Here is a 24900-nt window from a genome sequence, read left to right as displayed (position 1 = left end):
ATACTAGTTACTATTTTAATGGATTGAATTTAAAGGGATTGTTCTGTTGTTTGATGCGCTCAAAAAGCCTTCTTCGGTAATATTCATTATTATCGTGTGCATATATCTACCGTTTATAGAGAGTGGTCATGGTAGGCCACTATGGGGGCTGAATTGGCATTCTCCATTATTAATGGGGCAAACGAGAGAAACTCTTAGGTTTGTAAAATTAATTTTAGTCACTTTTGCTGTTATATTACTTTTTAAAAACATTAAAGAAATTAAGCATACTGTTACTAGTACCATACTTAGGCGTGTCTTTGTTGTGCTATCATTTTCGATTGCTGTAGTGCAAATACCGCTTCTTTTAATAGGCATTTTATTTGACAGTACGCCTTCTTCAGCATGGGATTATTTGTATAAGGAAAAGCAATTTGATGAATATGCTATTCATATTCACACAATTGATCCTGGAGCAATTGGGCGGGCTTATCATTACTTTTATGTAAAATGTCCGTTGCCATTTAATCGTTATGAATTAAGGCTGATAAATAGTCAAGGGATTGATTGGATGCGTGATTATAGCGTAGACGTTAAGGCAAGTAGTCTAATTATTGAAGAGAGTAGTAAAGCGAGTAATGTGTATCGCTTTTATATTGGTCATTTGCACTGTAGTAGCCGCGGTTGATACGCGGCTATCCTTTATAACCTGCCGCGATTCGCTTCTAAACTCAGTAAAACCACTTCGCTATCGGTTAACCTATCTTGTAAGCTGAGTTTGTTTTTTCTATCAACAATTACTAACAAGTTGCCTAAACCTAACAAGGTGAATATTAACCGTTTTACCCCTGTTGACAGGCTAATTAAACTGCCGTCAGTATTTTGTACTCGTAAGCGCCAAGCTCTCATACCTAAGGTTTGACCCTTTTTACACCAAAAATATAAAAAGAAACCGCACACCCAAGCTATTGCCCAAGCATTAAACGCTATTTGATAGCCAACATGAGATGCTTGCCAATCAATGTCAAAATCAGTGCGTACTAGCGACATCAAGCCTAGTGAGTCGAGAAAGACGAACAAGGCAACACAGATATATCCAGAGAGCATATAAATCGCGACAATAATCAATAAGTCGTAAACCCAAGAGCCGAAACGACGGCGAAAGCCTGCACGCGCAAAGTGAGGTGACTGAGCAGATTCCATAAATAATGACTCTCTTAAAAAATTGCCTTGGTAAATATGGCGGCAGAGTTTAACAAACTTTCACCTAATTGAGTATACAGTTTAACTCACGTAGAATAATCAACCTTTGTCGGTATAGCCTTTGCTATCACATTAATACTGGATGTTAATTGATGCGTTTATTTTGTTTGATTGTAAGTTTGTTTTTTGCGGTATCAAGTTATGCTAATAATGCTATTAAGTATTATGAACAGGCGCTTGCGCTTTATCATGCCAAGGATATTGCCGCAGCAGAAATTGAAGTTAAAAATAGCTTAAAGCAAGATAAAAATTACCTACCTGCAAGAATATTACTTGCAGAAATACAAGTCAGTTTAGGTAACTTAAATGGAGCAGAAAAGGAGTATCAAAAAGCATTAACCCTAAAAGCGGATCCAAATGCGGTGGTTTTTCCTTTAGTGGAAGTAAAACTAGCTTTACAAAAAGTGGCGCAAGCTCAGCAGTTATTAGCGCAATATTCATCGTTACAGGTGAATGCGCGTTTTTATTATTTACGCGCTAGTGCTTACAAAGCACAATTAGCTTTTGCACAGGCCAAAGCTGACTATCAGCAGGCAATCGCACTGCAATATCAAAACGCAGAAGTTTATACCGGCCTTGCTGATTTGTATTTTCAGCAAAATGATATCGATGCCGCGAAAAAGCAACTTCATTTCGCATTAACAGCCCAAGCTGATTATTTTCCGGCACTGCTACTTAGCAGTGAGGTTGATAAAAGCCTAGGCGATTATGTGCAAGCGCAATCTAAACTGGCAAAAATATTAGCGGTTGATGACAAAAATAAACAAGCTTTGTTCGCTCAAGCTAGCCTCTACCTTGCTCAGTCAAAGCTGCCAGAGGCGTTAACAATTGCTATGACGCTTAAAGAAATCGCGCCTGAAGATCCTTACGCTAAGTTATTACATGCCACTTTGATTGCTCAGCAAGGTCATAGCAAAGAGGCAAGGCGTATATTGGTTGATATTTCTCAGCAACTTTCAGGTATTGATGATAAGTATAAGCATACTCAGCAAGTACTATTGCTATCCGCTACGGTTGATTTTATAAATCAAAATCCACATTCTGCTAAAAAACAATTTTTACGTTATTTAGAGCTGTATTCAGATGATGCAACAGCCAATAGGTATCTAGCAATTATTGCTTTTCGAGAAGGCAATATGAGTAAAGCTGCAGCATATGTTGAAAAGGCTATTGCCATTAACCCTAATGACAGCGATGTCTATTTGATTGCCGGGCAAATTTACCAACAGGCTAATTTGCCAGAAAAGCAATTGGCACGCTTAAAAGCAGCCCATGAGCGTTTTAGTAATGTGCAACAAATACAAGATCATTACCTAAGTGCCTTGCTTGCACAAAATAAATTCGCCCAAGCCTTAGATATTTTAGCAAGCAGTAATCAAAACAATAGCCTACAAAATAAAACGCTGTTGGCTTATATGCAATTGCAATCAGGTTTGTATGAACAAGCGCATCAATCAACACAAGCGCTACTTGATAGCCATGCAGACAAGGTTGAAATTTTACAGCTTGCTGGTGAGTTATCACTTAAAACCAATTCCGACATCGAACAAGCCAAGTATTTTTTCGAGCAAGCGCTTGTTCTTGATGAAGGCTTTGCTCCTGCGCAGCTAGCTTTAGCGGGCATAGCACTACAAGCGAATAACTGGCAAGCGGTTGAGCAGCACTATAAAAAAGTACTCGATCATAATCCTAATAATACCTTGGCATTACAGCTGTATGCTGATTTAGCTATTAAGCAGCAGCGTTTTCCTTTGGCGATAAAGTTGCTAGAGCCTATGGCGAATGAAAATAACTACCAAACAGGTAATGCCTTACTTAATTTATATTTAATGACCAATGAGTTAGAAAAGGCGCAAGAGTTATTGGCTTTACTTGAGCAAAACTACGCGCTTGATCATGACTTATTGTTAACCAAAAGCCGTATACAAGCAAAGCTAGAGCAAATTGACTTAGCCAAAAAAACATTAAAGATTTTATTTGGTTTAGTGTATGAACAGCCTAATGAATTGGCTGTTTTAGCACAAGCTCAACTTGATATCGGTGATATTAGCGCCGCGAAAAAAACGATTAGTCGGCTTGATGTGATTTCAACAGACGTTGATACCAGTTACTTACTTGCGCAAGTTTACTTAGCTGATAATAATTATGGTCAAGTAGATAAGCTAATTAACGCCAATCTTGTCAAAGAAAAGCGTGCCGATAAATGGCATATGCTTAAAGTGAGATTGCTTATTGCTCAGTATGATATTGAGCAAGCTATTGAGTTACTTGAAAGTATTTATGCACAGCAAGAAAGTCGGCAAACAATGCAGTGGCTCTCGCAACTTTACGCTGAGCAACAACAAGCAGATAAGTTAATCAAATTACTGGCAACCTGGTTAAAACGCCAAGCAAATGATGCTTGGGCGGTTGCTCAACTGTCATCAGTGGCGATTAGCCAAGATAATTTAGCCTTGGCTATTGAAACTTTGGAGCAGTATCCTAATTTAGCAGAACAGCCGTTGTTTCTAAATAATCTAGCAAATTATTATTTCAGGCAAAGTAGGCAAGCCCAGAATGAGCAACAGGCACAAGCACTATCTTTAAAAGCATTAAACTATGCCAAGCAAGCTTATAAACTGGCGCCAGAAAATGCTGCAATTAATGACACTTTAGGTTGGATCACAGTAAACAGAGGCCAAGTTGCTCAAGGCTTAGGCTTATTGCGTGAAGCTAGTGCTCGTGATAGCCAAAACGGTGAGGTGTTTTATCATTTAGCTTATGCTTTAGCTAAAGCTGATAATTTTTCGCAGGCAAAACTAGCTTTTGAAAAAGCAGTACAGCTTGCACCAGAACACCCACTATTGAGCGAAGTTAAAGCAATAATCCAGCACTAGTGCAGCAATCATATAACCCTAGGCTTAGCTTAAGCTGACTTACTTGTCACTTAAGCTTCACTCTTTTGTAATTATTTTGTTACGTTATTCTATTATGTTATAAAAAGCAAAAATGACATCGTTGTCATTTTTACTTTGGTTAGTTTATAATCGCTGGGTTTATAGAGCCAGTGAATTTTTCACTCAGCTAAGTAAAAGGAATGACATGCGTAATTTACTTTTCGTATTAACCTGTGCATTTATTGCAATGCCTGCTATGGCGGTTGAAATTGACTTAGGAGTTGCAAGCAATTACAACGCTTTTATCAAGAAGAACTTTAAGGTGACCAGCTCTGATACCCAAGGTCGTATTGCCGTAGGTGGTAATCTTGTTGTCAATGGTGGCTATGATATAGGTTACCGTATTGATGAATTTGGTATGGGCAGTGGTCCAAGTTTAGTCGTTGGCGGCAATATTGTTAAAAAAGGCCAAGGACATTTTAATGTTTACGAAGATGGTCCTCATCAATCACCGCATTCAGGTGATGTGCTTTATGCCGGTTCAGTTACCGATAAAAAAGGGCGTATAGAAGCGAACTTAATACAAACTGATAAGGCAAATTTACCGGTTAACTTTAATGATGCTTTTGCGCATTTAAATCAATTATCGCAAGACTTAGCAGCAGCGACAGCGCACGGTGTTGGTGTTAAAGATGGTTGGCCATTAGTGTTTAAGCCAACAACAACGCCTGATAATAATGTGTATGTCTTTAACGTAACCCAAGAGCAAATTAACTCAACCAATGAATGGAATATTGAAGGGGTTAGTGCTGATGCTACTGTGGTTTTTAATGTGACTAATCCCAATAAGGTTGCTGGTAAAAGTAATTACAATGGTAATGAATGCGCACAAGGTGCCAAATCGTGCGTTCACTTAAGCCAAACTAACATCAAAATAAATGGTGAGTTATTAAGCGAGCATTACCAAAAAGGTTTTTTAAATAATAACTTTAAGCAGCAGGTTTTATTTAACTTTGCTGGTGCTACGCAAGTAAATTTAGCGACAGACTTATATGCCAGTGTATTAGCGCCAAAGGCCGATATTAAAGCAAACCCGTCGGTAATTTGGGGGCAAGTTATTGGTAAGTCTTGGCAAGGGAATATGCAAATAAATTATAGCCCATTTACACCTGTTGACGGTGGTACAACGCCAGTGCCAACTCCTACAAGTTTATGGATTTTTGCTTTGGCTATCGCGTTAGTTTACGTAAATCGTCGAACGATTAACAAACGAATGATTAAGCTAAAGAACAAAAAGCTGAAAGCACAATTGCACAAAGATGCTGCGGTTTCATGCTAATTAACTAGCTAATCCATTAGAAAATAAAAAAGTAGAGATTAAAAAGGCAGGTTGAAAAAATTCAACCTGCCTTTTTATTGTCAGCAAAATGATTTAGCTGTTGGCTTGATTCTTTATTTTAAGCTTGGGCGAGATATTTTATAAAAGGCGCAATATAAAATTGGCACTACAGCTAAGGTCAGTAGGGTGCCTATAGCTAAACCAAAGGCGATTACGTTAGCCATACCGTAAAAGAGTGGATCTTTGCCGATAATTAACGGCAGTAGCCCCATCACTGTGGTTATGGTAGTCATCGCGATTGGTCGTAACCGAGTTAAGCATGAATCAACGACTGCTTGATACTCTGACTTGCCGGCCTCGGTTTCTATTTTTATACGGTCAATCAATACAATAGCGTTATTGATGATGATGCCAGCTAAACTATATAAGCCTAGGGTTACCATAAAGCCAAAAGGAGCACTCATTAACAGTAAGCCAAGTACCGCGCCAATAAAGGATAATGGAATGGTAAAAGCGATTACTGCAGCTTTTCTAAAGGAGTTAAATTGTGCAACCAGCAAAATGATGATGATGCCAAGTACCATAGGCATACTTGCACCTAATGCTTTTTGTGCTGCGGCAGACTCTTTTATTACGCCATCATATTCAATGTGGTGGTTGGTCGGTAAGTCTTGCTGTAATGCTTGAATTTTATCATCAATAAGTAGCTTTAAGTCTTCGGCAGCCATTTGGGTATTACGCGCTTGAATACTAATGGTTCTAAATAAATCTTCATGCTGTATCATAGAAAATTGATTATAAGGGGCTAATTTAGCCACTTGAAATAGTGGTACCGTTTTACCGGTTTTTTGCGAATAGATATTAAGGGTTCTTAATCTATCTAAGCTTTGTCTTTCAGCTTGTTCAGCTCGTAAAACCACAGGGATGATTTCATCACCTTCACGATATTCAGTTATTTGTGTCCCTGAAAAGTAGGTTTCTAATGCTTGTGCAATTTCATCTGAGGTTAAGCCTGAGCGTTTAGCACGGTGTTGATCTATTTGTACTTCCACTTTAACAATTAAGTTTTCCCAGTCGGTGCGTATATCTAAGGTGTTAGGTACTTCATGCAGCAGTGCCATGATTTGTTCAGCTTTTTTATAGATAACGTTTTTATCAGGCCCTTTGACTTGGATTTTGATTGTGCTCGAGTCAGATGGTCCTAAAAACATTTTCTTAACGCGTGCTGATACATTAGGAAATTCATGTTCAATTTGTTTATCTAAATCGAGTGCTGTTTTACTGATATTGGTATCAGGTTTCACATTCAGCACAATAAAGCCCTTATTGGCAGCAGGATCTTCAGGGTTAAGTGATAAAACAAAGCGAGGCCCGCTAAAACCAACATAACCAGAGTAGCTTTCTATATAATCAAAGCGCTCTTTATTGTTGAACCAGGTAAAGATTTCCTGCATTTGTCGGTTGGTTTCTTTGGAAGAAGTACCATTAGGCAAATCAATATTAACTAATATTTGTGTGCGATCAGAATCGGGGAAAAACTGCTTAGCAACAAACTTCATTGAAAACACTGAGGCAATAAATAAGGCTAGCATGGCACTGATAAATATGACTTTATGCTTTAACACCCAATGCAAAAAGCTTTCATAGTAACGATACAATACCCCTTGTACGTTATTATCTGTGCTATCTGCATTTGCAGAGCCACTTGCTGACTTATCTACTTTAATAAAGAAATAACAAAGTAGTGGGGTGACGCATAGGGCTAAAACCCAACTGGTCAGCAGCGTAATTAAAATAACCAAAGAAATAGAGCGGGTGTACTCTCCAGCTACATGCTCAGCAAGCATTAAGGGTAAGAAAAATAAAATAGTGGTCGCAGATGAGCTTAACAAAGGCACGGCCAGCTCTTTACTACCTTGTATCATGGCATCAAACCTTGCAAAGCCTTGTTCTAAGCGGCGCTTAAAATCTTCAGCAATAACAATACCGTTATCAACCAATAGGCCTAGAGATATGATCAGTGTTGCTAAGCTCATGCGCTCTAGCTTCATATCAGCAAATTGCATAATGGTTAACGTGGTTAACATCACAAAAGGTACAATGGCACCGACGATAAGCCCAGTTCTTAGCCCCAAAAATATCACCACCACCACCAGCACTATGGCTAAGGTTTGCAATACGTTGATTGAGACTCCGCGTACTGTTTTCTCAACTTGCTCTGCTTGGTAAGTGGCAATATTAATGTTGTAACCTATAGGTAAGGTTGCCTCTATCTCTTCAAGCTTACTTAATACCCGTGGCGCGTATTCTAAGATGTTGTACTGCTCTAGCATGGAGGTAGCAAAAAATATTGCTGGCTCACCATTGAAGTAGGCGAGTTTATCGGGCGGATCGATAAAGTCTCGGCGTAATGTCACTATATCTTTTAGGGCGATAAAGTCTTCACTGTTTGGGATATTAATGTAGGTATCTGCGATATCTTGGACACTGGCAAAGTTACCTGATGGCTCAACAATAAAGTTTGCCGGGCCGGTATCAATTTGTCCGCCAGAACGTATGATATTTTGCTTTTGTAGCTCTTGAATTAATGCTTGAGGAGAAATACCCAACTGCGAAAGTTTTGCGTTGGACGCTTCTAAGAAAATTCGCTCTTCTTTTCTGCCAAGTATTTCAATTTTCTTTGTACCTTCTACTCCGTACAAGCTGTCTTTGATATGTTGGGCAATATCGTACATTTCACCTAAATCAAAGCCATCAGCGGTTAGCGCTAAAGTAATTACGGAAACATCACCAAACTCATCATTAACAAAGGGCTGGCGAGTGCCTGAAGGCATTTTAGTGTGCGCTGCGCTGGCTTTATTACGCACGTCTTGCCAGATGTCATCTAAGTTAAAATATCTATCGTAAATTTTAACGTGCAAAATAGATAAGCCTGCAGACGAGGTAGACTTTATTTCTTTAACTTCGGGGATTTTTCTGATTTCTTCCTCAAGTTTTCGGGTGATTAACTGTTCTACTCTATCGGGCGCCATACCAGGAAATGAGGTGCTGATAATCGCTTCGCGAATGGTGATATTTGGGTCTTCTTGCGCGGGCAGCGTAAAGTAAGCAAAAAAGCCGTTAATTAGCAGTACAGCTAAAATTAGGAAAACGGTTTTGCGATAGTTAAAGGCAAGTTGTGTTAAGTTCATCTGTTTATCCTGCCAATTGCCTAGTTAAAACGCTGAGTGTGATTATCAAGTAAGGTGACTTCTTGACCATCACGTAAAAAGGCAACACCTGCGGTGGCAATAATATCACCATCTTTCAAACCTGAAGATATAAACACCTGATTTTTTAATACATTTTCTGTTTGTACGGCAGTTTTATATACCTTGCTGTCGTTAGGGTTATAAACAAAGACATAAGCTGTTTGCTCTAAACCTGCACGTAAGGCGGTTAATGGTACTTTAATTGACGGCCCTCTATGACCTGTACGACCAACCCCCTCAAAGGAAAACTCTACCTCTGCCGTCATACCTGCGCGTAACAAGGTGCTATTTTCTTGTAAGACTACTGTGACAGGAAAAGCATTGGCAGACTCGGCACGAGTACCGATTTCAGTGATACGCCCTTGCATGGCAAGCTCAGGTAAAACAGGGAATTTAATTGGTAAAATGGCATCTTTAGTTAATTCTTGAATTAAGGTTTCAGGTACCATTACTCTGACTTCTAAGCCGTGTTTCCCTTCAATTTCAAATACAGATTGGGCCGCAGATATTTGTTGTGAAGGCTCAAATAAACGCTTGGTTATAATGCCATCGTATGGAGCGAGTAAAATACTGTCTTGTAAATTTTTGCGGGAAATATCAACTTGAGCTTTTGCCACATCAGCAGCACTTTTACTGGCATCATAGGTGGCTTTTGCATTATCAAAACCAGATTGAGAAATAACCCCTTGCTTGATCAGTTTTTGGTATCGAGTGTAAGTATTTTTAGCGTCTGCCAAGCTAGCTTTAGCTTGCTCATATTTGGCTTGGGCAGATTGCAAGCCAAGGTTAAAGCTTTGCTGGTTTAAGCGTGCTAATTCTTGTCCTTTAACGACCTCATCGCCTAAATTTACCTTAATACTTTGGATTTTGCCGTTGACCTCAAAACTTAATTTAGTGGCTTCAACTGGGGCTACTACACCTGAAAGGGTACGTATTTGTTCAAGTTTTGATAGTGATGCTTGGGTCCACATAATGGGCCTAACCACTTTTTTGCTTTGTTCGACGGGCTTATTACAAGCAACAAGTAAAGTTGCTAGTAGAGTTATTAGTAGAATACGCATAGTTATTCCTGTCACATGCTGAAATAAGGTGTTTGCAAAGGTTTGAATTCATTTTTTAAAGTGTAGCTGTAATTTGCAATAGATTATTAAGTAAATTGGTACTACCTAGTACCGTTTATTTTGGTACTATGTAGTACCAATGTCAATCACTATTAACAATTGTTCTTTATTTGAAACACATGAGCGTATGAACACAAAGCAAATTAGCCAAGCATCTCATCTTATCGAGCAAAATTTAACCGAGCGTGGCCTGCAAATTTTAGATGCAGCACAGGCACTCTTTTTTCAGCACGGTTATGATGAAACCTCGCTGGCTATGATTATTGATGAATCAGGTGGCTCTAGGCGTTCTATCTATAGTGAATTTGGTAATAAACAAGGATTATTGCTTGCTGTGGTAAAAAGGCAGGTGATTATTCAAACACACACACTCGCCACGATAAATACCGACTTACCGCCAGAGCAAGCGTTAAATGATGTCTGTTTTCGTTTTGTGCAAGGGATGTTTTCCAATACCATTCGTGCTTTATTTAGGTTAGTGGTGCAGCAAGCGGTAAATATGCCAGAGTTAGGTGAGCTAATTTATCAAAGTGGCCCTATGATGGGGGTAACGCCGTTATCACAATATTTACAAGGCTTAGTCGAGCAAGATTATTTGCAGTTAGATGATTGCCATTATGGCGCACGCATGCTGTTAGAAATGTGCAAAGGCCCTTTACACACAACCGCTTTGCTGTTGCCAAATAAGGTGATTTGCGATGAAGAGATTCAAGTGCAAGTAGAGAAGGCTGTTACTATTTTTCTTAAAGCACACCAAAGCTAATAGAAGTCGTTTTTACTAAGCATAAATATTCGCCAGTTACTTCTTATCTAAGAAAAATTTCTTGCGCAGCCTGTTAATTCTCGTATAATGCCAAGCACTTTCAGCGTAGAGCTGAAGTCACTGTGTCGCCGGAGTGGTGGAATTGGTAGACACGACGGATTCAAAATCCGTTGCTTTTGCGAGCGTGACGGTTCAAGTCCGTCCTCCGGTACCATTTAAGAAACCTGCATTTTTGCAGGTTTTTTTGTGTCTGAAATTTGTGATGCAACCAAGTACTTGATACCTTATGGATTAGCATTAACTTGAACTGTCCAAGGAAGCGACTTGAATAAAAGGCTTATAGGTATTTTAACCGTGCTGGCGTTCGTTGGTAGTTTTTTACTTGCCAACTATTTCAGCGATCAGCGTATTAGTGTGCACGCTCAACTTAATAAAGCCATTCATTGGGTTGAGTCATTGTTTTATGCTGAGCCAGAAGTAAATCAGCAGCCAGCCAATACAAAGCAATCTATTGCCAAGGAAGAGCCTAAGAAACAATACTCACATGTAGAAGTCGGTAACGCTAGAGCCTGTAAAGACACTTCCTTAGGCGAAGTAAAGTATAAAAAGGTCGGCAAGGTTTATAATTGGGTTGATGAAAGGGGTATAGCGAACTTTAGTAGTACACCACCTAAAAAAGGTGACTTTACGTTATTAAACTACGCAGGCGAAAAGGTATTTGATTATTTTACTTTAGACTTAAACACCGAAAGACTTCCTTATGACTTTCACCGAAAGCTAACATTGAAGCTCAATAAGTTATTTGAGGTATATGGTCGGCTACTTGATAGCTCATCTCTAAAAAAGGTGGATATCAACCTGCGAGTATATGCCTCCAAGATGGCGTTTAACCAAATTAAAGCTAAGCATAATATGCCTATTGGTGACAATACACCGGGCTTCTATAGTCATGGCTCTAATCAAGCTCACCTTTTGCTCACCAACCATGCGGCAACAATGCGAACCGCCACACATGAAGCTGTTCATGCAATTAACCGAGGAATAATTGGCTATAGCCCTAAATGGTTAAATGAAGGTTTAGCAGAGTACAGTGAGTATATTGAGGTTAAAGGCAACAGTAGCAGGGTTTACCCTAATCAAAACTGGACTAGTAAAGACTTTGTTTCTAAGCAGCTATTACCTTTGGATGAATTGCTGACTGCTACCAATGCTGATTGGGATTCAAAACTAAGAACTCGGTTGTATGCGACTAGTTGGGCATTCATTTATTTCATGATGGATAACTCTCAACGCAAAGCTATGCTGGCGAAGGTAATTAAATATGAGCAACAAAATTTATGTGATGTTATTGGTATACAACAAGTAGAGAAGGCTATGGGTATGTCAATCAAAGGGCTAAAAAGGCAGTTTGTTCATTGGGCAAATCGACGGTTAAGGACGCAAACTATTTAACTGCCTAAGCTGGCAAAGTACCCATATCAGGCTTAACTATCAATCTCAATCGATATGTGAAAAACCTTTAAGTCTTCGACGTAATACATAAAGTAGCTTTCCCATGTTCGGTACATTTCGATAGCTTGTTCAATAGGGTAAGTACCAAATAAATTCTGAAAGACACCAGCCTCAAAATTAAAGTCTAAATCTTTGGAAAGCTCGGCCATATAGCCATAGCCAACGTAACAAAAGTCGGTGATGTAGCAAAACCGCCAATCGTCAACATCGTTTTTTATTCGCATTTCAACAAGGGATAATTACCACCATCGGATGAATAATTTGGTTCTCGAAAGCTAAGAACTACAGCTTAATTGTTTGCTTATGGTGCAATTAAATTGTAAATATCCCTAGGCAGAAAGGAGTATATAGCAGGCACTTTGCGCTGCTAAATTTTTTATCAAAAACACTTGGATTTATTTTTTTTATCCCTAAATAAATAGTTGTGACAGTGTTGTCTTACTCAGAAACCAAGTCACTTTAATTGTTTTTATTTTATGTTGCTTCAATCGGAGGATATATCATGAACTCAGTTGATTTAACCCCTTTATACCGCAGTAGTATTGGCTTTGATCGTTTAGCGTCATTGCTCGATAGCGCATTAACGTCTGACACTACGCCAAGCGGTTACCCACCATACAATATCGAAATTATCGATGAAAACCGTTATGCAATAACACTTGCCGTTGCTGGATTTTCACAAGATGATCTTGATATTCAAGTTGAAAAAGGCGTGCTCACCGTGCGTGGTAGTCAAGGTGATAAAGATGAAAGTAAATACTTGTATCACGGCATTGCCAATCGAACTTTTGAGCGCAAATTTAACTTAGCTGATTATGTTGAAGTTACTGATGCAGACCTTACTAATGGTTTATTAACAATAGACCTAGTGAAGGAAATTCCTGAGGCAATGAAGCCAAAATCAATTGCGATTAATACTAAAGCGCAAGCGATTGAGCATAAAACTGACTCAGAGCAGAAAGTAACGAAAGCAAATAAAGCTACTAACTAAGTGCTGGGGGGATATTCTCCCCCCAGAAATTAAACCAAGTAATTAAACCAAGCAATTGCCAGTAATAGCCTTATATTTTAGCGGGTTAAAAATTTACTTTTGTTAACTTGAACTTTTAAATTTTGCCCATATCAAAAAAATTGAACTCGTTTTGTACTTTGTTTTTGGGAATTTTCCCTGCAACTATGGAGACTTTAACAATGTATTTTTCGACCCTTTCTTATGCACCATTTACAGGTGCATGTGCAAATAATGCAACTCAACATGCAAACACAATAAAAACTAAAAATATCATCCAGTAAATTTGGAGACTACCATGCTTAATGTGAGAAATTTAACTCGCAGCTATGGCAGTTTTATCGCTGTAGATGATGTGAGTTTTTCAATAAAAAAAGGCGAGATTATTGGTCTTTTAGGTCATAACGGTGCGGGTAAAACCACCATTATGAAAATAGTCAGTGGTTATTTGGAAGCTGATGGAGGAGAAGTATCTCTTGACGGCATTTCACTTGGCAAGAATGCAAAACTACTGCAACAACATTTGGGCTATTTACCGGAAAATCTACCTGTTTACCCTGAAATGACCGTGGCAGAATATTTAGACTATGCGGCTGATTTAAAAGGGTTAACTGCAAATAAAAAAATAGCAGAAATAAAGCGCGTAATTAAGGCAACCGATTTATCAGCCAAGTTACTTGCGCCCATTGATACGCTATCTAGAGGTTATAAGCAACGTGTCGGTGTAGCGCAAGCTATATTAGGCAACCCGAAACTGCTTATTCTTGATGAACCAACCAATGGTTTAGACCCTGAGCAAACACAACATATGCGTAAGCTGATTAAAGATATTGCGCAAACAGCAACAGTTATTTTATCAACGCATATCATGCAGGAAGTTAATGCACTATGCGACCGTGTCTTGATTCTAAAATCAGGTCAGCTGGTGCTTGATGAAAAGCTCGATGCTTTGCAACACAGCAGACACCTTGTTGCTGAAACTGACTGCACTGATATCGAACTAATCAAGAATATATCAGGCGTAGAACTTGTCAGTGAAATTGAGCCAGGAAAGCTGCTTGTGGAAATGTCCAAGCAGGGCTTTTCTCGCGTTATTGGTAGTGATCTCAGTAAAACCATTATTGAATCTGGTGCTAGTTTATTTGCCTTATACCCTAGGAAGCGCGACCTAGAAACTGTCTTTAATCAAATTAATAGCGATCAGTATGTTACGGAAGATAAGAGCAATGCAAAAACAGATAAGGAGGTGTCAAATGCAGCCTAAGCAATCTGCCCAGTTTAATATGCTTCGTATCGCGAAAAAAGAAACAGCGTTATTTTTTACCTCCCCCATTGCTTATCTGTTTATTGGGGCTTTTGTTGCGCTAACACTCTTTATCTTTTTTTGGGGAGAAGCGTTTTTTTCGAGAAACATTGCCGATGTGCGGCCAATGTTTGAATGGATGCCATTGTTACTTATTTTCTTGTGTTCAACGCTGACAATGAAGCTGTGGAGTGAAGAAAGACGTAGCGGCACAATTGAATATGTTCACACCCTCTCTGTACCACTATGGCATTTCGTGGTTGGTAAATTTTTGGCATGCCTGGCACTTTTAAGCATTGCTCTTTTGCTCACACTGCCTTTACCCGTAACGGTTAGTATGATTGGCGAGCTTGACTGGGGGCCCGTTATCTCAGGGTATATTGCCGTGTTATTGTTAGGTAGTGCATATATTGCCATTGGCCTAGCTGTCTCTGCGCGAAGTGATAATCAAATTGTGAGCCTGATCAGCGCCTGTATTATTGGCGGTTTGTTCTACTTTATTGGTACTGCTGCAATTACTGACTTCTTCTCTCATCAAAGTGCTGAGTTGTTACGTCAGCTTGGTACAGGTTCTCGATTTGAAGATATAACCCGTGGCGTCATTGATGTAAGAGATCTTTATTACTATATCTCGCTTACTATGGTCTTTTTAGCGCTAAATACCTACTTTTTAGAGAAAGAGCGTTGGAGCAATGCCGAGAACAAGAGCAGCAAAAAAGCCAGCCATCATAAGCAATGGCAACTGATCACAGGTTTACTTTGTGTCAATTTACTTGCTGCTAATTTATGGTTAAGCCAACTACCGCAATTACGCTTAGATACCACGGCGGGTAAGCAGTACTCTATCTCTGAAGCGACTGAAATTTACTTAGCACAACTGCAAGAGCCGATGCTTATTCGAGGATATTTTAGTCAAAAAACGCATCCACTTTTAGCGCCACTGGTGCCACAAGTGAAAGATTTACTCAAAGAATATGAAGTGGCAGCGAAAGGTAGTGTACGTGTTGAGTTTGTTGATCCACAGTTGCATCCTGAATTGGAAGAAGAAGCGAATACTAAGTTTGGTATTAAACCTATGCCATTCCAAGTGGCCGATCGTTATCAAGCGTCCATTGTTAGTTCATATTTTAATGTATTAGTACAATATGGTGATGAGTACAAAGTCCTTGGCTTTAGAGACCTTATTGAAGTGAATGCACGTGCCGAATCTGACGTTGAGGTCTTGTTGCGTAACCCTGAACATGATGTAACACGTGCGATTAAAACCGTATTACAAGATTATCAAAGTGCAGGAAACCTTTTTGATACGGTAAAACAAAACCTCACCTTTACCGGTTATATTTCAGCAAACGACAAACTGCCAGAGCAATTAGTTGAATTTAAAGCCAATATTAGCAAGCAATTAAATAGCATTAGTGAAAAATCAGCGAATAAACTCAAGGTCGAGTTTATTGAGCCAGAAGCAGGTGCTGGTGAAGTTGCTAAAAAAATTGCCGATGACTATGGCTTTCAGCCGATGGCAACGAGCTTGTTTTCAGATAGCGCTTTCTATTTTTACTTAACGGTATCTGGCGGTGAACAAAGCGTTCAAATCCCGCTGGATGACTTTAGTGAGTCAAGCTTTGAGCGCAACTTGGATGCCGCTATCAAACGTTTTGCGACAGGCTTTACCAAAAACGTTGCCTTGGTAACGCCACAAGCCACGCCATATACTGGCTACGGTATGCCACAAGCAAGTTTTAAGCAATTAGAACGCATGCTGGGCGCTGAGTTAAATGTGTTGAATGAAGATTTATCTGATGGCTCTGTATCAGGTGAGGCAGACATTCTAATGCTAGTGTCCCCCAAATCATTAGATGAAAAGCAGCTGTTTGCTGTCGATCAGTTCTTAATGAAGGGCGGCACAGTAATCGCGGCTACATCACCTTATAGTGTTAATTTCACGGGACAAAGTCTTTCAATGTCAGCTATTAATAGTGGTCTTGAAGGTTGGCTAACCCATCATGGCTTGTCCGTTGACAATGCACTTATCATGGATGCCAGCAATGCCGCTTTCCCGATACCTGTCACGCGCAATGTAGGCGGCTTCCAATTACAAGAAATGCGTATGTTGGACTACCCCTATTTTGCTGATGTCCGTCAAGGTTTGAATCAAGATAACCTTATTACCTCAGAGTTACCTCAACTGACGATGGCATGGTCTTCACCAATTACGCTTGATGAAACTAAAGAAGGTATTCATTTTACGCCTTTAATTACCAGCTCAGATAACGCCTGGACTTCATCATCGCTAGATATCATGCCTAAAGTAAACCAGTTAGGAGAAACAAGTTATACCGCTGAAGGTGAAACCAAAGCGCACCTAATGGGGGTTATCGCACAAGGAAGATTCTCTTCTTACTTTGCTGATAAAGACTCACCGCTACTGGCTACTGATGAATCAACCGTCAGTGACGGCACACCAGATGATGCTAATGCACAAGCGCAAAGTGAAAATGAGCAAGCTGAACAGACGGCACAATTGGATGTTAGCAGTGTTATAAAACATGCGCCTGATAGTGCCCGTATTATTCTATTTAGCTCAAATGATTTTGTACAAGATCAAGTATTGCAGTTCACAGGTGGCGTATCACAAACAGCTTACTTAAATAGCCTACAGCTTCTAGTCAATTCAATTGATTGGTCACTAGAAGACAGGGCATTAATGAGCATCCGTTCACGTGGCAACTTTAATCGCACGCTGCCACCAATGGAACACAGTGAACAGCTATTTTGGGAATACGGTAACTACGTTCTAGCTTTTACCTTACTGGCAGGTATTGCCTTGTGGGATCGTCAAAGAAGAAGACGCAGACAACGCCAATACTTAACTTGGTTAACTCAATAGCAAGGTAATAGGAGATAGAGCATGAATAAACAAATACTTATATTAACGGCATTTCTCACATTACAGCTCGCTTTAGCAGGCATACTGTTTTTTAACGATTCCAATGCCATGAGCCGTGTTGAGTCAAGACTATTGGTTGATGTGGGTGCCAATAAGCTTAATAAAATCAGCATAACAGAGGGAGAAGAAACGCTATCGCTGATAAAGGAAAATGATCGTTGGCAACTCGAAAGTTACCCGGAAATTACACTGGCAAATAGCAAGGTGGATGCGCTAACCAACCAATTAGCAAATACACAAGTTTCTTGGCCTGTCACTCGCACAGAAAATAGCCATGAACGCTTTAAGGTCAGTGCCAATGACTTTGAAAAACAAGTGGAATTTACTGACAGCGATGGACATAAACACACCGTATTGCTTGGCAAGTCACCAAGCTTTAAGCAACTTTATGCCCGAAACTTAGCTGATAATGACGTTTATGCTATTGAATACAGTGCCTATCAAGTCAATGTCGACCCTGATAGTTGGCTTGATAAGTCAATGCTGTCTATTGATAGTATCAAAGAGATAAAGCACTCAGTGGTTAATCTCACCAAGCATGAACAAAGTTGGCAATTAGCACCGCCTTCAGCGCTTGATAAACAACAAGCGCTTGATGAATCTTCTGTTGAGGATTTCGTCAATCAGTTAACTAATTTATCCGTTTCAGGTATTGCGAAAAAGACGCCTACAGCAACAAATACCTTGATGGTAAAAAATGAGCAAGATAGGCAGTACGTATTTTCATTTGCCGCTGATGAGCAAAGCTATTTTGTTAAAAGAGACGATGTTAATCAGTGGTTCACATTGGCAAAGCCTAAATATGAGGCGTTAGCAAAGTTATCATTAGACAAGTTTGTTTCAGAAGAAGAACAACTGGAGGAGGAAGAGCCTGACGTTGCATCAGAATAACTAACTTAAAAAAACAATAAACTGTATTAAGCTTATGGGGAAAGCCAGCTTTCCCCATTAAGACTTTTTAAATTTGAACCCTAGCTTGGGCAGTTAATGGCTGCACAAGCACGATATTTGAACTTATTTTATATTGCTTATAGTGAGGATATATCATGACTTCAATTTATAAACCCACACTAAAACTATTATTTGTTTCATTGGCTATTACTGTTGGTATTGGCTTATCGGTTTTCTCAACGGTTAAGGAGAGTCAGGCAAGTGCCAACGAGCTAACAAAAGTGAGTGTGAACAGCGACAAGAAAAGGCACGCTTACCAGCCTAAATCTCAATATGAGAAAAAAATACATCGCGAGCTTAGTTTGTTAATGCCGGGAAACAAACACTTTAACCCTCGTTTTCTTAATTTTGTGTTAGCAAAGAATTCACACAAGTAAGGAGGCCAATATGACAACTCATCTAACCCCTGTGCTACAAAATACAGCTAGCTTTGATGCTTATTTATCTTATGTAAATAGCCAACCCATAGTGGATGAGCAGCAAGAAAGGTCTTTATTTGAAGACTATCAACAACGAAATGATTTAGCGGCAGCAGAAAAACTCGTGCTCTCGCATTTAAGGTTTGTCGCTTATATTGCTAGAAGCTATAAAGGCTACGGTTTACCTTTAGATGACTTAGTGCAAGAAGGGACTATTGGCTTGATGAAGTCGGTGAAGAAGTTTAGCTTAGATTTTGGCGTAAGGTTGTCTAGTTTTGCTGTGCATTACATTAAAGCTGAAATTCAAGAATATGTTATAAAGAACTGGCGTTTAGTTAAGGCGGCAACCACCAAGGCAAAGCGAAAGTTATTTTTTAATTTACGTACACTTAAGTCGAATACGCAATGGTTATCATATAAGGAAAAGACGGAAATAGCTGAGCAACTGCAAGTATCTGAAGAAGATGTTGCAGATATGGAAGCACAATTTGCCCAGTCTGACTTTTATCTTAATTCGTCAGTCAATGACGAAGGTGATAACAACGCCAGTTCAGATTTTATATTAGCAGATGAATCTGAAGCTTTTACTGCAACGTTAATTCAACAAGACTATACAGATAAAGCATTCAAACAAGTTAAATCAATAATAGAAAAACTAGACGAACGTTCAAGGGATATAATAGAAAACCGATGGTTAGCAAAAGAAAAGTACACGCACAAATATTTCTCTGAAAAATATGGTGTTTCGCAAGAACGGATTAGACAAATAGAAGAGAAAGCTTTGACTATACTCAGGACAAAAATGTTAGCAATAACTCATTAAAGAAAAGGAAAAAATATGGACAGTAAATTAAATTTAATAAAATTTTTACGCTTAGTACTGTGGTTAATTGTTGCCATGTATTTGCTAAATTTATTGCTGCCCGTATTTGAAAAATATCTTATCCAGCAAAATGCACAACCGCGTGTTGTGTCAGCAAGAGGTGAGCTAGCGGATACTGAAAAGTCTACCATTGATATTTTTAACCAAGCTAGCCCCTCGGTTGTCTATATATCGACAAGTAAAACGGTAAGAAGTTTTTGGAGCCGCGATGTACGAAAAGTACCTCGTGGCACAGGCTCTGGATTTATTTGGGATGAGTTTGGCCACATAGTTACCAACTACCATGTTATTGAAGGTGCATCTGAGGCCAATATACGACTCAATGACGGACGGACTTATCCCGCGCATTTAGTGGGTGTTAGTCCAAATCACGACTTGGCGGTACTTAAAATAGACGTTAAGTTTGATTTACCACCTGCGGTTCCTGTGGGTACCAGTGATGATTTACAAGTGGGGCAGTCAGTGTTTGCTATTGGTAATCCATTTGGCTTGGACTACACATTAACCAGCGGTATTGTCTCTGCGCTTAATAGATCTCTGTCTGCCGATTCAGACTTAATCATTAATAATCTGATTCAAACCGATGCGGCAATTAATCCGGGTAATTCTGGTGGTCCTTTACTTGATAGTGCTGGCAGATTAATTGGCATCAATACCGCAATTTATAGCCCTTCAGGCGCTTATGCGGGAATTGGTTTTGCAGTGCCTGTTGATACTGTTAATCGCGTTATCCCGCAACTTATCGCGACGGGTCGTTATACCAGACCGTCTCTTGGTATCTCAATTGATGATGATATTAACAGGCAAATCAGTAGCCAGTTGGGCATTCAAGGTGTTGCCATATTAGAAATCGCACCTAACTCACCCGCATTTAAAGCGAATATGCAAAGCGCCCAAGTTACCCGATTTGGCATTACCTTGGGTGATGTAATTCAGTCAGTAAATGGTAAAGCAGTAACGAGCGTTAAGTCTTTGTTGTCAGAGTTGGATAATTTTGACATAGGTGAAACTGTTTCGATTGGCATATTAAGGAATGATAAAAAAATCGATATAAAAGTGGCACTAGAGTAGGTTTTCTCTATGATTTTTTTGGGGCAAGCGTGACAGTTCAATTTCGTTCTCCTGTACTATTGTTACAAATCTTATTGGTTGAGGAATGTAGTGAATTAAGTAACATATTTAGTCTCTCAAAGTTGCGGTTATTTCTAACTTAATATGTGCAAATATGTCACTAAGGAAATAATGTTCACACGCTCTCTACAATCGCTTTGAATAATGTAATTTAGCTTTAGTGTGCTCATTTAAGAATTGATAAATAACGTGTATCAGTAAAGTAAGCCATTTGATGTATCCTTTAGGGTTATTAAATTAATGGTTACTTGTATTGATAATAAAACTGAGAACATGCGTACCGTATGCCACTTTTCGTTGAGGTTTTGAGCGATTCTGACTACAATTACAGGGTAGAAATAAGGATTGATTATGCTAACTGAAAAGCAACTTAAAGCTCGATTTGAGAGCAAGAAAAAAGAGAATTACCTTGAAAGCTTAAGGCTGGAAGGCATTTCTATGCGTACAGGGAAAATTAAAAGTAAGCGTGTTGCACGAAAAATAAGCGAGCTAAAAGCGCAGTATGCGTGATAAGTATGGGGTTGAGCAAGATCCTAACTGCTACCAAAACACAGATATTCTAATTAACCTTTTAGACATTCGCTCTGACAGCGAACTTGAAGAAGCTGAATTAGAGCTTACTAGCTTTCGCCTAGAGCAATTTTCTCCTCAGTTTGAACGATTAACGTTTGGCTACTTAAAAGAAATTCACCACCATCTATTTCAGGATATTTATAAATGGGCTGGACAGCTCAGAACTATTGATATCAGTAAAGGTAGTACACGTTTTTGTACCGCGAGCAATATTGAGCGAGAGGCCGTAAAGCAATTCCAACGGCTAGCTAAGAGTAATTATTTAAGAGAACTAAGTAGCGCTGAGTTTGTTTTTCAATTAGCTGATTTCTTCTGCGAAATGAATGTGGTACACCCGTTTAGGGAAGGCAACGGACGCACTTTGAGACTCTTTTGTGAAGTTTTAGCGTTACAGGCGGGATATGAGTTGGATTGGAAAGGAATATCTAAAGACAGTTGGTTAGAGGCTAATATTCAAGGTTATCTTGGTAACTTAGCTCCGTTAACCATGATATTTGAAAAAGCAGCTAACTCTTTAGATTTTGATGAATAACAATCGTCTAGTAAATTTTGATGCTAGGCAAAACCTGGAAAGATAAGCATCTATTCTGCTCTAAGTATTTACAACTAACCTATTACTTTTAAAGCAGACATAATGGCCATGCCTTCGGCATTACAAAACGCTAAAGCATCATCTATATCATTCATCGTAAGCTTAAGATCTGCTAATAAGTGCTTACCTAGTAAGTTAACTTTTGAATATAGACCAGGGTGTGAATTAATAATGGCTAAACGAGAGGTAATATATAACAAGGTACTTTCGGGCGCTAACTCTTTACTATAGGCATTATGATATTCACGTATAGGGTTAATTATGGCATCAGGCAAGTGCCATAATGTTAATAGCTCAGCACTACATTCAGCAAAAGTAAAACCAAAAACGTCTTGTTGACGTTGCCATGGTGTTTCGTCACTGTTGTAAGCTTCGCAATACTGCACCTTCTTGGGAGCATTATGCACAATAGCAAGTGCACCAATATTGTGAAAAAGCCCCGCTAGAAAAAGTCCGTCACTATTTTTGATATTTATTTTTTGGGCTAGAAATTTAGTGAGCAGAGCACAGTCAACACTTATTTCCCAAAATTTATCCATATCCATTATGTTAGGATTAAGTCCTGAAAATGCAGCAGTAACACCGTAAGTGTTAATTAAATTATGAACTTCTTTTATGCCTAAAATCATCAGGGCACGAGGTATTGAATCAACTTCTTTAGGAAAATTAAATAGCGCACTATTAGCAATTTTTAATAGGCATGAGGCTAAAGCAGGGTCTAAAGAAATGATGTCAGCAATGTCATCTAAGGTTGCTTGCTTACTCTCTAGCATTTCTTTTAAGCGAATATATACGTCGGGTAAGACACATAGCTCCTGTGATTTTTGAGCGTATTGTAGCGCTGTTATACGCATTCGTGCCTCCAATAATTTTAATACTAAGTATTTATTAATAATATCAAAGAAGCTAAATATTTAAAGCGCTCCTTCTAAAAACAGCTGCGGTTAGGGGTAAACTTAACCAGTGATGGCACTATTGACACTGACATACATACTATTGCGTTTAGCTATACCCATCACTTTACTTTGGCTTTAAACTGTACGCTTGGTTGAACGTAACTCCTTCTTATCAGCGTGATGAAACCGATATTGAAAAAAGTGCAGTTGCGCATATAAACCTTTTATATCAGTATGATAAGCATATAGATATGGGGATTGAGTATATGTTTGGTGACCGCATCAACATTAACGAAAAAGAAGGAGATGGCCGTAGAGTACAAGCTATGGTTCGTTATACTTTTTAAAGCCTAATAACCAAAGAGCCTGTGAATTCAGCAACTTACTGTTTTTACTTGCTCGTAAAGAAAGTAAACAAAATAAATTACACTCATTAAGTTTATTTTATCAATAAGGAAATAACTATGTTTAGACAGACGAAAATTTTTACCAGCATTGCTGCCATTGTTTTTAGCACGAGTCTTTGCGCTGCACAAAAACAAGACTTTTCTTCAAAGCAAATGCAAGGTGTTGAACAAATTGAAGTAAAGGTTGATCTTGATGGCGCGGTTAAGCGTTTATCAAAAGCGGTAACCTTTAAAACTATTTCAAATCAAGATCGAAATGACTTTGATAAAAAGGCCTTTACTGATTATCACGATTATCTTGAAAAATCTTATCCGAATGTTCACAAGCATTTAAAAAAAGAAGTATTAGGTCATCCTCGCCCGTATAGCTTGTTATATACATGGCAAGGTAAAGATACTTCATTACCACCAGCGCTTATGTATGCTCACATGGATGTTGTTCCCGTTCCTGAAGAATCAAGAGATCAATGGAAAGTAGAACCTTTTGCAGGCACAGTGAAAGATGGTTACATTTGGGGGCGTGGTGTTTTAGATGATAAGAACCAAGTGCATGCCATTTTAGAAGCGGCAGAAATGAAACTTAAAGAAGGTTGGCAGCCGTCTAGGACTATTTATTTTGTGTTTGGCCAAGATGAAGAAGTTGGCGGCGCAGAAGGCGCTAAAAATGTGGCAGACGTGCTTGAGAAACGCGGTATTGAAAGATTTGCCTTTGTTATTGATGAATCAGCACCGTTAACCCCTGGTATTTTTCCAGGTATTAAAGACAATACTGCATTAATTGGTATTGCTCAAAAAGGTTTTGTCAGTTTAGAATTGTCGATTAACGGTATTGGTGGTCATTCATCTATGCCGCCAGAAGAATCAAATATTGGTATCTTAGCGACAGCAATTACTAAATTAGAAAAAGCACAATTTCCTTACAGAATACATCCAGCTGTTCGCGCTCAGTATCGTTATATGGGGCCTGAGTTAGAAGAAGAAATGCAGCCGCTATACTCAGCAGTTGCTTTTGGTAAAGATGGTGAAATAACTGACTTAGAGCAACAATTCATCGACGTGATGTCAAAAAATGAAGTGACACGTGCAATGCTGCATACGACTATTGCCACAACCATGTTTAATGCGGGAATTAAAGATAACGTGTTGCCGCCGTCGGCAACAGCTGTGGTAAATTTCAGACCTATGCCAGGTGATACACCAGAAGTGATTATGGCGCATCTTAAAAAAGCCATAGGTGATGATCGCATTGAAATGAAAGATATTTCAGCTTCTACGCCTGCGACGAATATTGCGGATGCTGAAGGGCCGGGTTATAAAATGTTAGAAAAAACCATTCGTCAAACATGGGGTAATGATTTAATTGTTTCGCCATTTTTTGTTGTCGGTGGCTCAGACTCTAAGCACTTTCAAGCAAGAGATTTTGCACCTGATGTATACACTATTACCGGTATTCAGTTAGAAAACACTGAAGAGTTTAAAGGTTTTCACGGTGTAAATGAACGTATTTTAGTGAAAGAATACGCGCGTTCAATTGGCTTTTTCTATACATTATTTAATAACTTAGAAGAATTATAAGTTATTAAATGGCATAAATAGTAGTACAGAGCAAGAGGGTAATCTCTTGCTCTTTTTTACAGCATTACTGGTAATTACTAAGCCTGATCTCGCTTGGCATATCATACTTC

Annotated in this window: 21 protein-coding genes and 1 tRNA gene; 17 read left to right on the top strand and 5 right to left on the bottom strand. The window is 39.0% G+C overall.

The annotated features are described in order from the left end of the window. Nucleotides 1–46 precede the first annotated feature (46 nt). Nucleotides 47–667: a hypothetical protein gene (locus EMK97_RS07435; RefSeq protein WP_130600852.1), complete on the top strand. Its 621-nt coding sequence runs from the start codon at nucleotides 47–49 to the stop codon at nucleotides 665–667. A 14-nt stretch (nucleotides 668–681) separates the two neighbouring features. Here the strand turns inward: EMK97_RS07435 and EMK97_RS07430 are convergent, their stop codons facing one another. Then, nucleotides 682–1182 (bottom strand): RDD family protein, encoded by a 501-nt coding sequence (locus EMK97_RS07430; RefSeq protein WP_130600850.1) that lies wholly within the window; start codon nucleotides 1180–1182, stop codon nucleotides 682–684. 152 nt (nucleotides 1183–1334) lie between these two features. Between EMK97_RS07430 and prsT the strand changes: the two genes are divergently transcribed. Then, entirely contained in the window at nucleotides 1335–4118 is a 2784-nt protein-coding gene (gene prsT, locus EMK97_RS07425) for an XrtA/PEP-CTERM system TPR-repeat protein PrsT (protein ID WP_130600848.1), read from the top strand. A gap of 205 nt (nucleotides 4119–4323) precedes the next feature. Next, nucleotides 4324–5457 (top strand): choice-of-anchor A family protein, encoded by a 1134-nt coding sequence (locus tag EMK97_RS07420; RefSeq protein ID WP_170176734.1) that lies wholly within the window; start codon nucleotides 4324–4326, stop codon nucleotides 5455–5457. A 113-nt stretch (nucleotides 5458–5570) separates the two neighbouring features. Here EMK97_RS07420 and EMK97_RS07415 read toward each other — a convergent pair whose 3' ends face one another. Then, nucleotides 5571–8648 carry an efflux RND transporter permease subunit gene (locus tag EMK97_RS07415; protein WP_130600844.1) on the bottom strand — a complete coding sequence of 1026 codons (3078 nt, stop codon included), beginning with the start codon at nucleotides 8646–8648 and terminating at the stop codon, nucleotides 5571–5573. Between the two features lie 20 nt (nucleotides 8649–8668). Next, entirely contained in the window at nucleotides 8669–9769 is a 1101-nt protein-coding gene (locus EMK97_RS07410) for an efflux RND transporter periplasmic adaptor subunit (protein ID WP_130600842.1), read from the bottom strand. 187 nt (nucleotides 9770–9956) lie between these two features. Here EMK97_RS07410 and EMK97_RS07405 point away from each other — a divergent pair, with 187 nt between their 5' ends. The 3 genes from EMK97_RS07405 (at nucleotide 9957) to EMK97_RS07395 (ending at nucleotide 12044) form a co-directional block, all read left to right on the top strand. After that, complete coding sequence (locus EMK97_RS07405) at nucleotides 9957–10592, top strand: TetR/AcrR family transcriptional regulator (protein ID WP_130600840.1); 636 nt, start codon at nucleotides 9957–9959, stop codon at nucleotides 10590–10592. A 127-nt stretch (nucleotides 10593–10719) separates the two neighbouring features. Further along, nucleotides 10720–10806, top strand: a tRNA-Leu gene (locus EMK97_RS07400). 110 nt (nucleotides 10807–10916) lie between these two features. Then, nucleotides 10917–12044: a gluzincin family metallopeptidase gene (locus EMK97_RS07395; protein WP_130600838.1), complete on the top strand. Its 1128-nt coding sequence runs from the start codon at nucleotides 10917–10919 to the stop codon at nucleotides 12042–12044. A gap of 32 nt (nucleotides 12045–12076) precedes the next feature. On the opposite strand, the gene EMK97_RS07390 is transcribed toward EMK97_RS07395, so the two are convergent. Next, a complete protein-coding gene (locus EMK97_RS07390) occupies nucleotides 12077–12328 on the bottom strand; it encodes a DUF2787 family protein (RefSeq protein WP_130600836.1) in 252 nt (83 codons plus the stop codon). Between the two features lie 278 nt (nucleotides 12329–12606). On the opposite strand from EMK97_RS07390, the gene EMK97_RS07385 reads away from it, so the two are divergent. The 9 genes from EMK97_RS07385 to EMK97_RS07345 all read left to right on the top strand — a co-directional run bounded on the left by EMK97_RS07385 (nucleotide 12607) and on the right by EMK97_RS07345 (nucleotide 21852). Then, nucleotides 12607–13095: an Hsp20 family protein gene (locus EMK97_RS07385; RefSeq protein WP_130600834.1), complete on the top strand. Its 489-nt coding sequence runs from the start codon at nucleotides 12607–12609 to the stop codon at nucleotides 13093–13095. A 316-nt stretch (nucleotides 13096–13411) separates the two neighbouring features. Continuing rightward, on the top strand, nucleotides 13412–14377 hold the full coding sequence (locus EMK97_RS07380; RefSeq protein ID WP_130600832.1) for an ABC transporter ATP-binding protein: 966 nt from the start codon (nucleotides 13412–13414) through the stop codon (nucleotides 14375–14377). Next, nucleotides 14367–17303, top strand: a complete 2937-nt coding sequence (locus EMK97_RS07375) for a Gldg family protein (protein ID WP_130600830.1) — start codon at nucleotides 14367–14369, stop codon at nucleotides 17301–17303. The genes EMK97_RS07380 and EMK97_RS07375 overlap by 11 nt, the downstream gene beginning before the upstream one ends. 21 nt (nucleotides 17304–17324) lie before the next feature. Beyond that, nucleotides 17325–18254, top strand: coding sequence for a DUF4340 domain-containing protein (locus tag EMK97_RS07370; protein ID WP_130600828.1), 930 nt, complete (start codon nucleotides 17325–17327; stop codon nucleotides 18252–18254). Between the two features lie 155 nt (nucleotides 18255–18409). Beyond that, on the top strand, nucleotides 18410–18691 hold the full coding sequence (locus EMK97_RS07365) for a hypothetical protein (protein ID WP_130600826.1): 282 nt from the start codon (nucleotides 18410–18412) through the stop codon (nucleotides 18689–18691). Between the two features lie 10 nt (nucleotides 18692–18701). Next, nucleotides 18702–19556 (top strand): RNA polymerase factor sigma-32, encoded by an 855-nt coding sequence (locus EMK97_RS07360; protein WP_130600824.1) that lies wholly within the window; start codon nucleotides 18702–18704, stop codon nucleotides 19554–19556. Between the two features lie 15 nt (nucleotides 19557–19571). Continuing rightward, entirely contained in the window at nucleotides 19572–20687 is a 1116-nt protein-coding gene (locus tag EMK97_RS07355; protein ID WP_130600822.1) for a S1C family serine protease, read from the top strand. A 411-nt stretch (nucleotides 20688–21098) separates the two neighbouring features. Beyond that, entirely contained in the window at nucleotides 21099–21257 is a 159-nt protein-coding gene (locus EMK97_RS07350) for a YhfG family protein (RefSeq protein WP_130600820.1), read from the top strand. Continuing rightward, a complete protein-coding gene (locus EMK97_RS07345; RefSeq protein ID WP_130600818.1) occupies nucleotides 21250–21852 on the top strand; it encodes a putative adenosine monophosphate-protein transferase Fic in 603 nt (200 codons plus the stop codon). The genes EMK97_RS07350 and EMK97_RS07345 overlap by 8 nt, the downstream gene beginning before the upstream one ends. Before the next feature lie 74 nt (nucleotides 21853–21926). On the opposite strand, the gene EMK97_RS07340 is transcribed toward EMK97_RS07345, so the two are convergent. Then, on the bottom strand, nucleotides 21927–22766 hold the full coding sequence (locus EMK97_RS07340; protein WP_130600816.1) for an HDOD domain-containing protein: 840 nt from the start codon (nucleotides 22764–22766) through the stop codon (nucleotides 21927–21929). A 194-nt stretch (nucleotides 22767–22960) separates the two neighbouring features. Here EMK97_RS07340 and EMK97_RS07335 point away from each other — a divergent pair, with 194 nt between their 5' ends. Further along, nucleotides 22961–23155: a hypothetical protein gene (locus EMK97_RS07335; protein ID WP_130600814.1), complete on the top strand. Its 195-nt coding sequence runs from the start codon at nucleotides 22961–22963 to the stop codon at nucleotides 23153–23155. A 117-nt stretch (nucleotides 23156–23272) separates the two neighbouring features. After that, nucleotides 23273–24790 carry a M20 family peptidase gene (locus EMK97_RS07330; protein ID WP_130600812.1) on the top strand — a complete coding sequence of 506 codons (1518 nt, stop codon included), beginning with the start codon at nucleotides 23273–23275 and terminating at the stop codon, nucleotides 24788–24790. Nucleotides 24791–24900: the final 110 nt, after the last annotated feature.

The sequence above is a fragment of the Litorilituus sediminis genome, assembly GCF_004295665.1.
Lineage (GTDB): Bacteria > Pseudomonadota > Gammaproteobacteria > Enterobacterales > Alteromonadaceae > Colwellia > Colwellia sediminis.
Note: the sequence above shows the minus strand (reverse complement) of the source record. Positions and strands in the feature narration are given on the sequence as shown.

Excerpts from the sequence above, each read along its gene's own strand:
- EMK97_RS07430 (WP_130600850.1), bottom strand. The coding sequence starts at position 1,182 with ATGGAATCTGCTCAGTCACCTCACTTTGCGCGTGCAGGCTTTCGCCGT.
- prsT (WP_130600848.1), top strand. The coding sequence starts at position 1,335 with ATGCGTTTATTTTGTTTGATTGTAAGTTTGTTTTTTGCGGTATCAAGT.
- EMK97_RS07420 (WP_170176734.1), top strand. The coding sequence starts at position 4,324 with ATGCGTAATTTACTTTTCGTATTAACCTGTGCATTTATTGCAATGCCT.
- EMK97_RS07415 (WP_130600844.1), bottom strand. The coding sequence starts at position 8,648 with ATGAACTTAACACAACTTGCCTTTAACTATCGCAAAACCGTTTTCCTA.
- EMK97_RS07410 (WP_130600842.1), bottom strand. The coding sequence starts at position 9,769 with ATGCGTATTCTACTAATAACTCTACTAGCAACTTTACTTGTTGCTTGT.
- EMK97_RS07405 (WP_130600840.1), top strand. The coding sequence starts at position 9,957 with ATGAACACAAAGCAAATTAGCCAAGCATCTCATCTTATCGAGCAAAAT.
- EMK97_RS07390 (WP_130600836.1), bottom strand. The coding sequence starts at position 12,328 with ATGCGAATAAAAAACGATGTTGACGATTGGCGGTTTTGCTACATCACC.
- EMK97_RS07385 (WP_130600834.1), top strand. The coding sequence starts at position 12,607 with ATGAACTCAGTTGATTTAACCCCTTTATACCGCAGTAGTATTGGCTTT.
- EMK97_RS07380 (WP_130600832.1), top strand. The coding sequence starts at position 13,412 with ATGCTTAATGTGAGAAATTTAACTCGCAGCTATGGCAGTTTTATCGCT.
- EMK97_RS07375 (WP_130600830.1), top strand. The coding sequence starts at position 14,367 with ATGCAGCCTAAGCAATCTGCCCAGTTTAATATGCTTCGTATCGCGAAA.
- EMK97_RS07370 (WP_130600828.1), top strand. The coding sequence starts at position 17,325 with ATGAATAAACAAATACTTATATTAACGGCATTTCTCACATTACAGCTC.
- EMK97_RS07365 (WP_130600826.1), top strand. The coding sequence starts at position 18,410 with ATGACTTCAATTTATAAACCCACACTAAAACTATTATTTGTTTCATTG.
- EMK97_RS07360 (WP_130600824.1), top strand. The coding sequence starts at position 18,702 with ATGACAACTCATCTAACCCCTGTGCTACAAAATACAGCTAGCTTTGAT.
- EMK97_RS07355 (WP_130600822.1), top strand. The coding sequence starts at position 19,572 with ATGGACAGTAAATTAAATTTAATAAAATTTTTACGCTTAGTACTGTGG.
- EMK97_RS07350 (WP_130600820.1), top strand. The coding sequence starts at position 21,099 with ATGCTAACTGAAAAGCAACTTAAAGCTCGATTTGAGAGCAAGAAAAAA.
- EMK97_RS07345 (WP_130600818.1), top strand. The coding sequence starts at position 21,250 with ATGCGTGATAAGTATGGGGTTGAGCAAGATCCTAACTGCTACCAAAAC.
- EMK97_RS07340 (WP_130600816.1), bottom strand. The coding sequence starts at position 22,766 with ATGCGTATAACAGCGCTACAATACGCTCAAAAATCACAGGAGCTATGT.
- EMK97_RS07330 (WP_130600812.1), top strand. The coding sequence starts at position 23,273 with ATGTTTAGACAGACGAAAATTTTTACCAGCATTGCTGCCATTGTTTTT.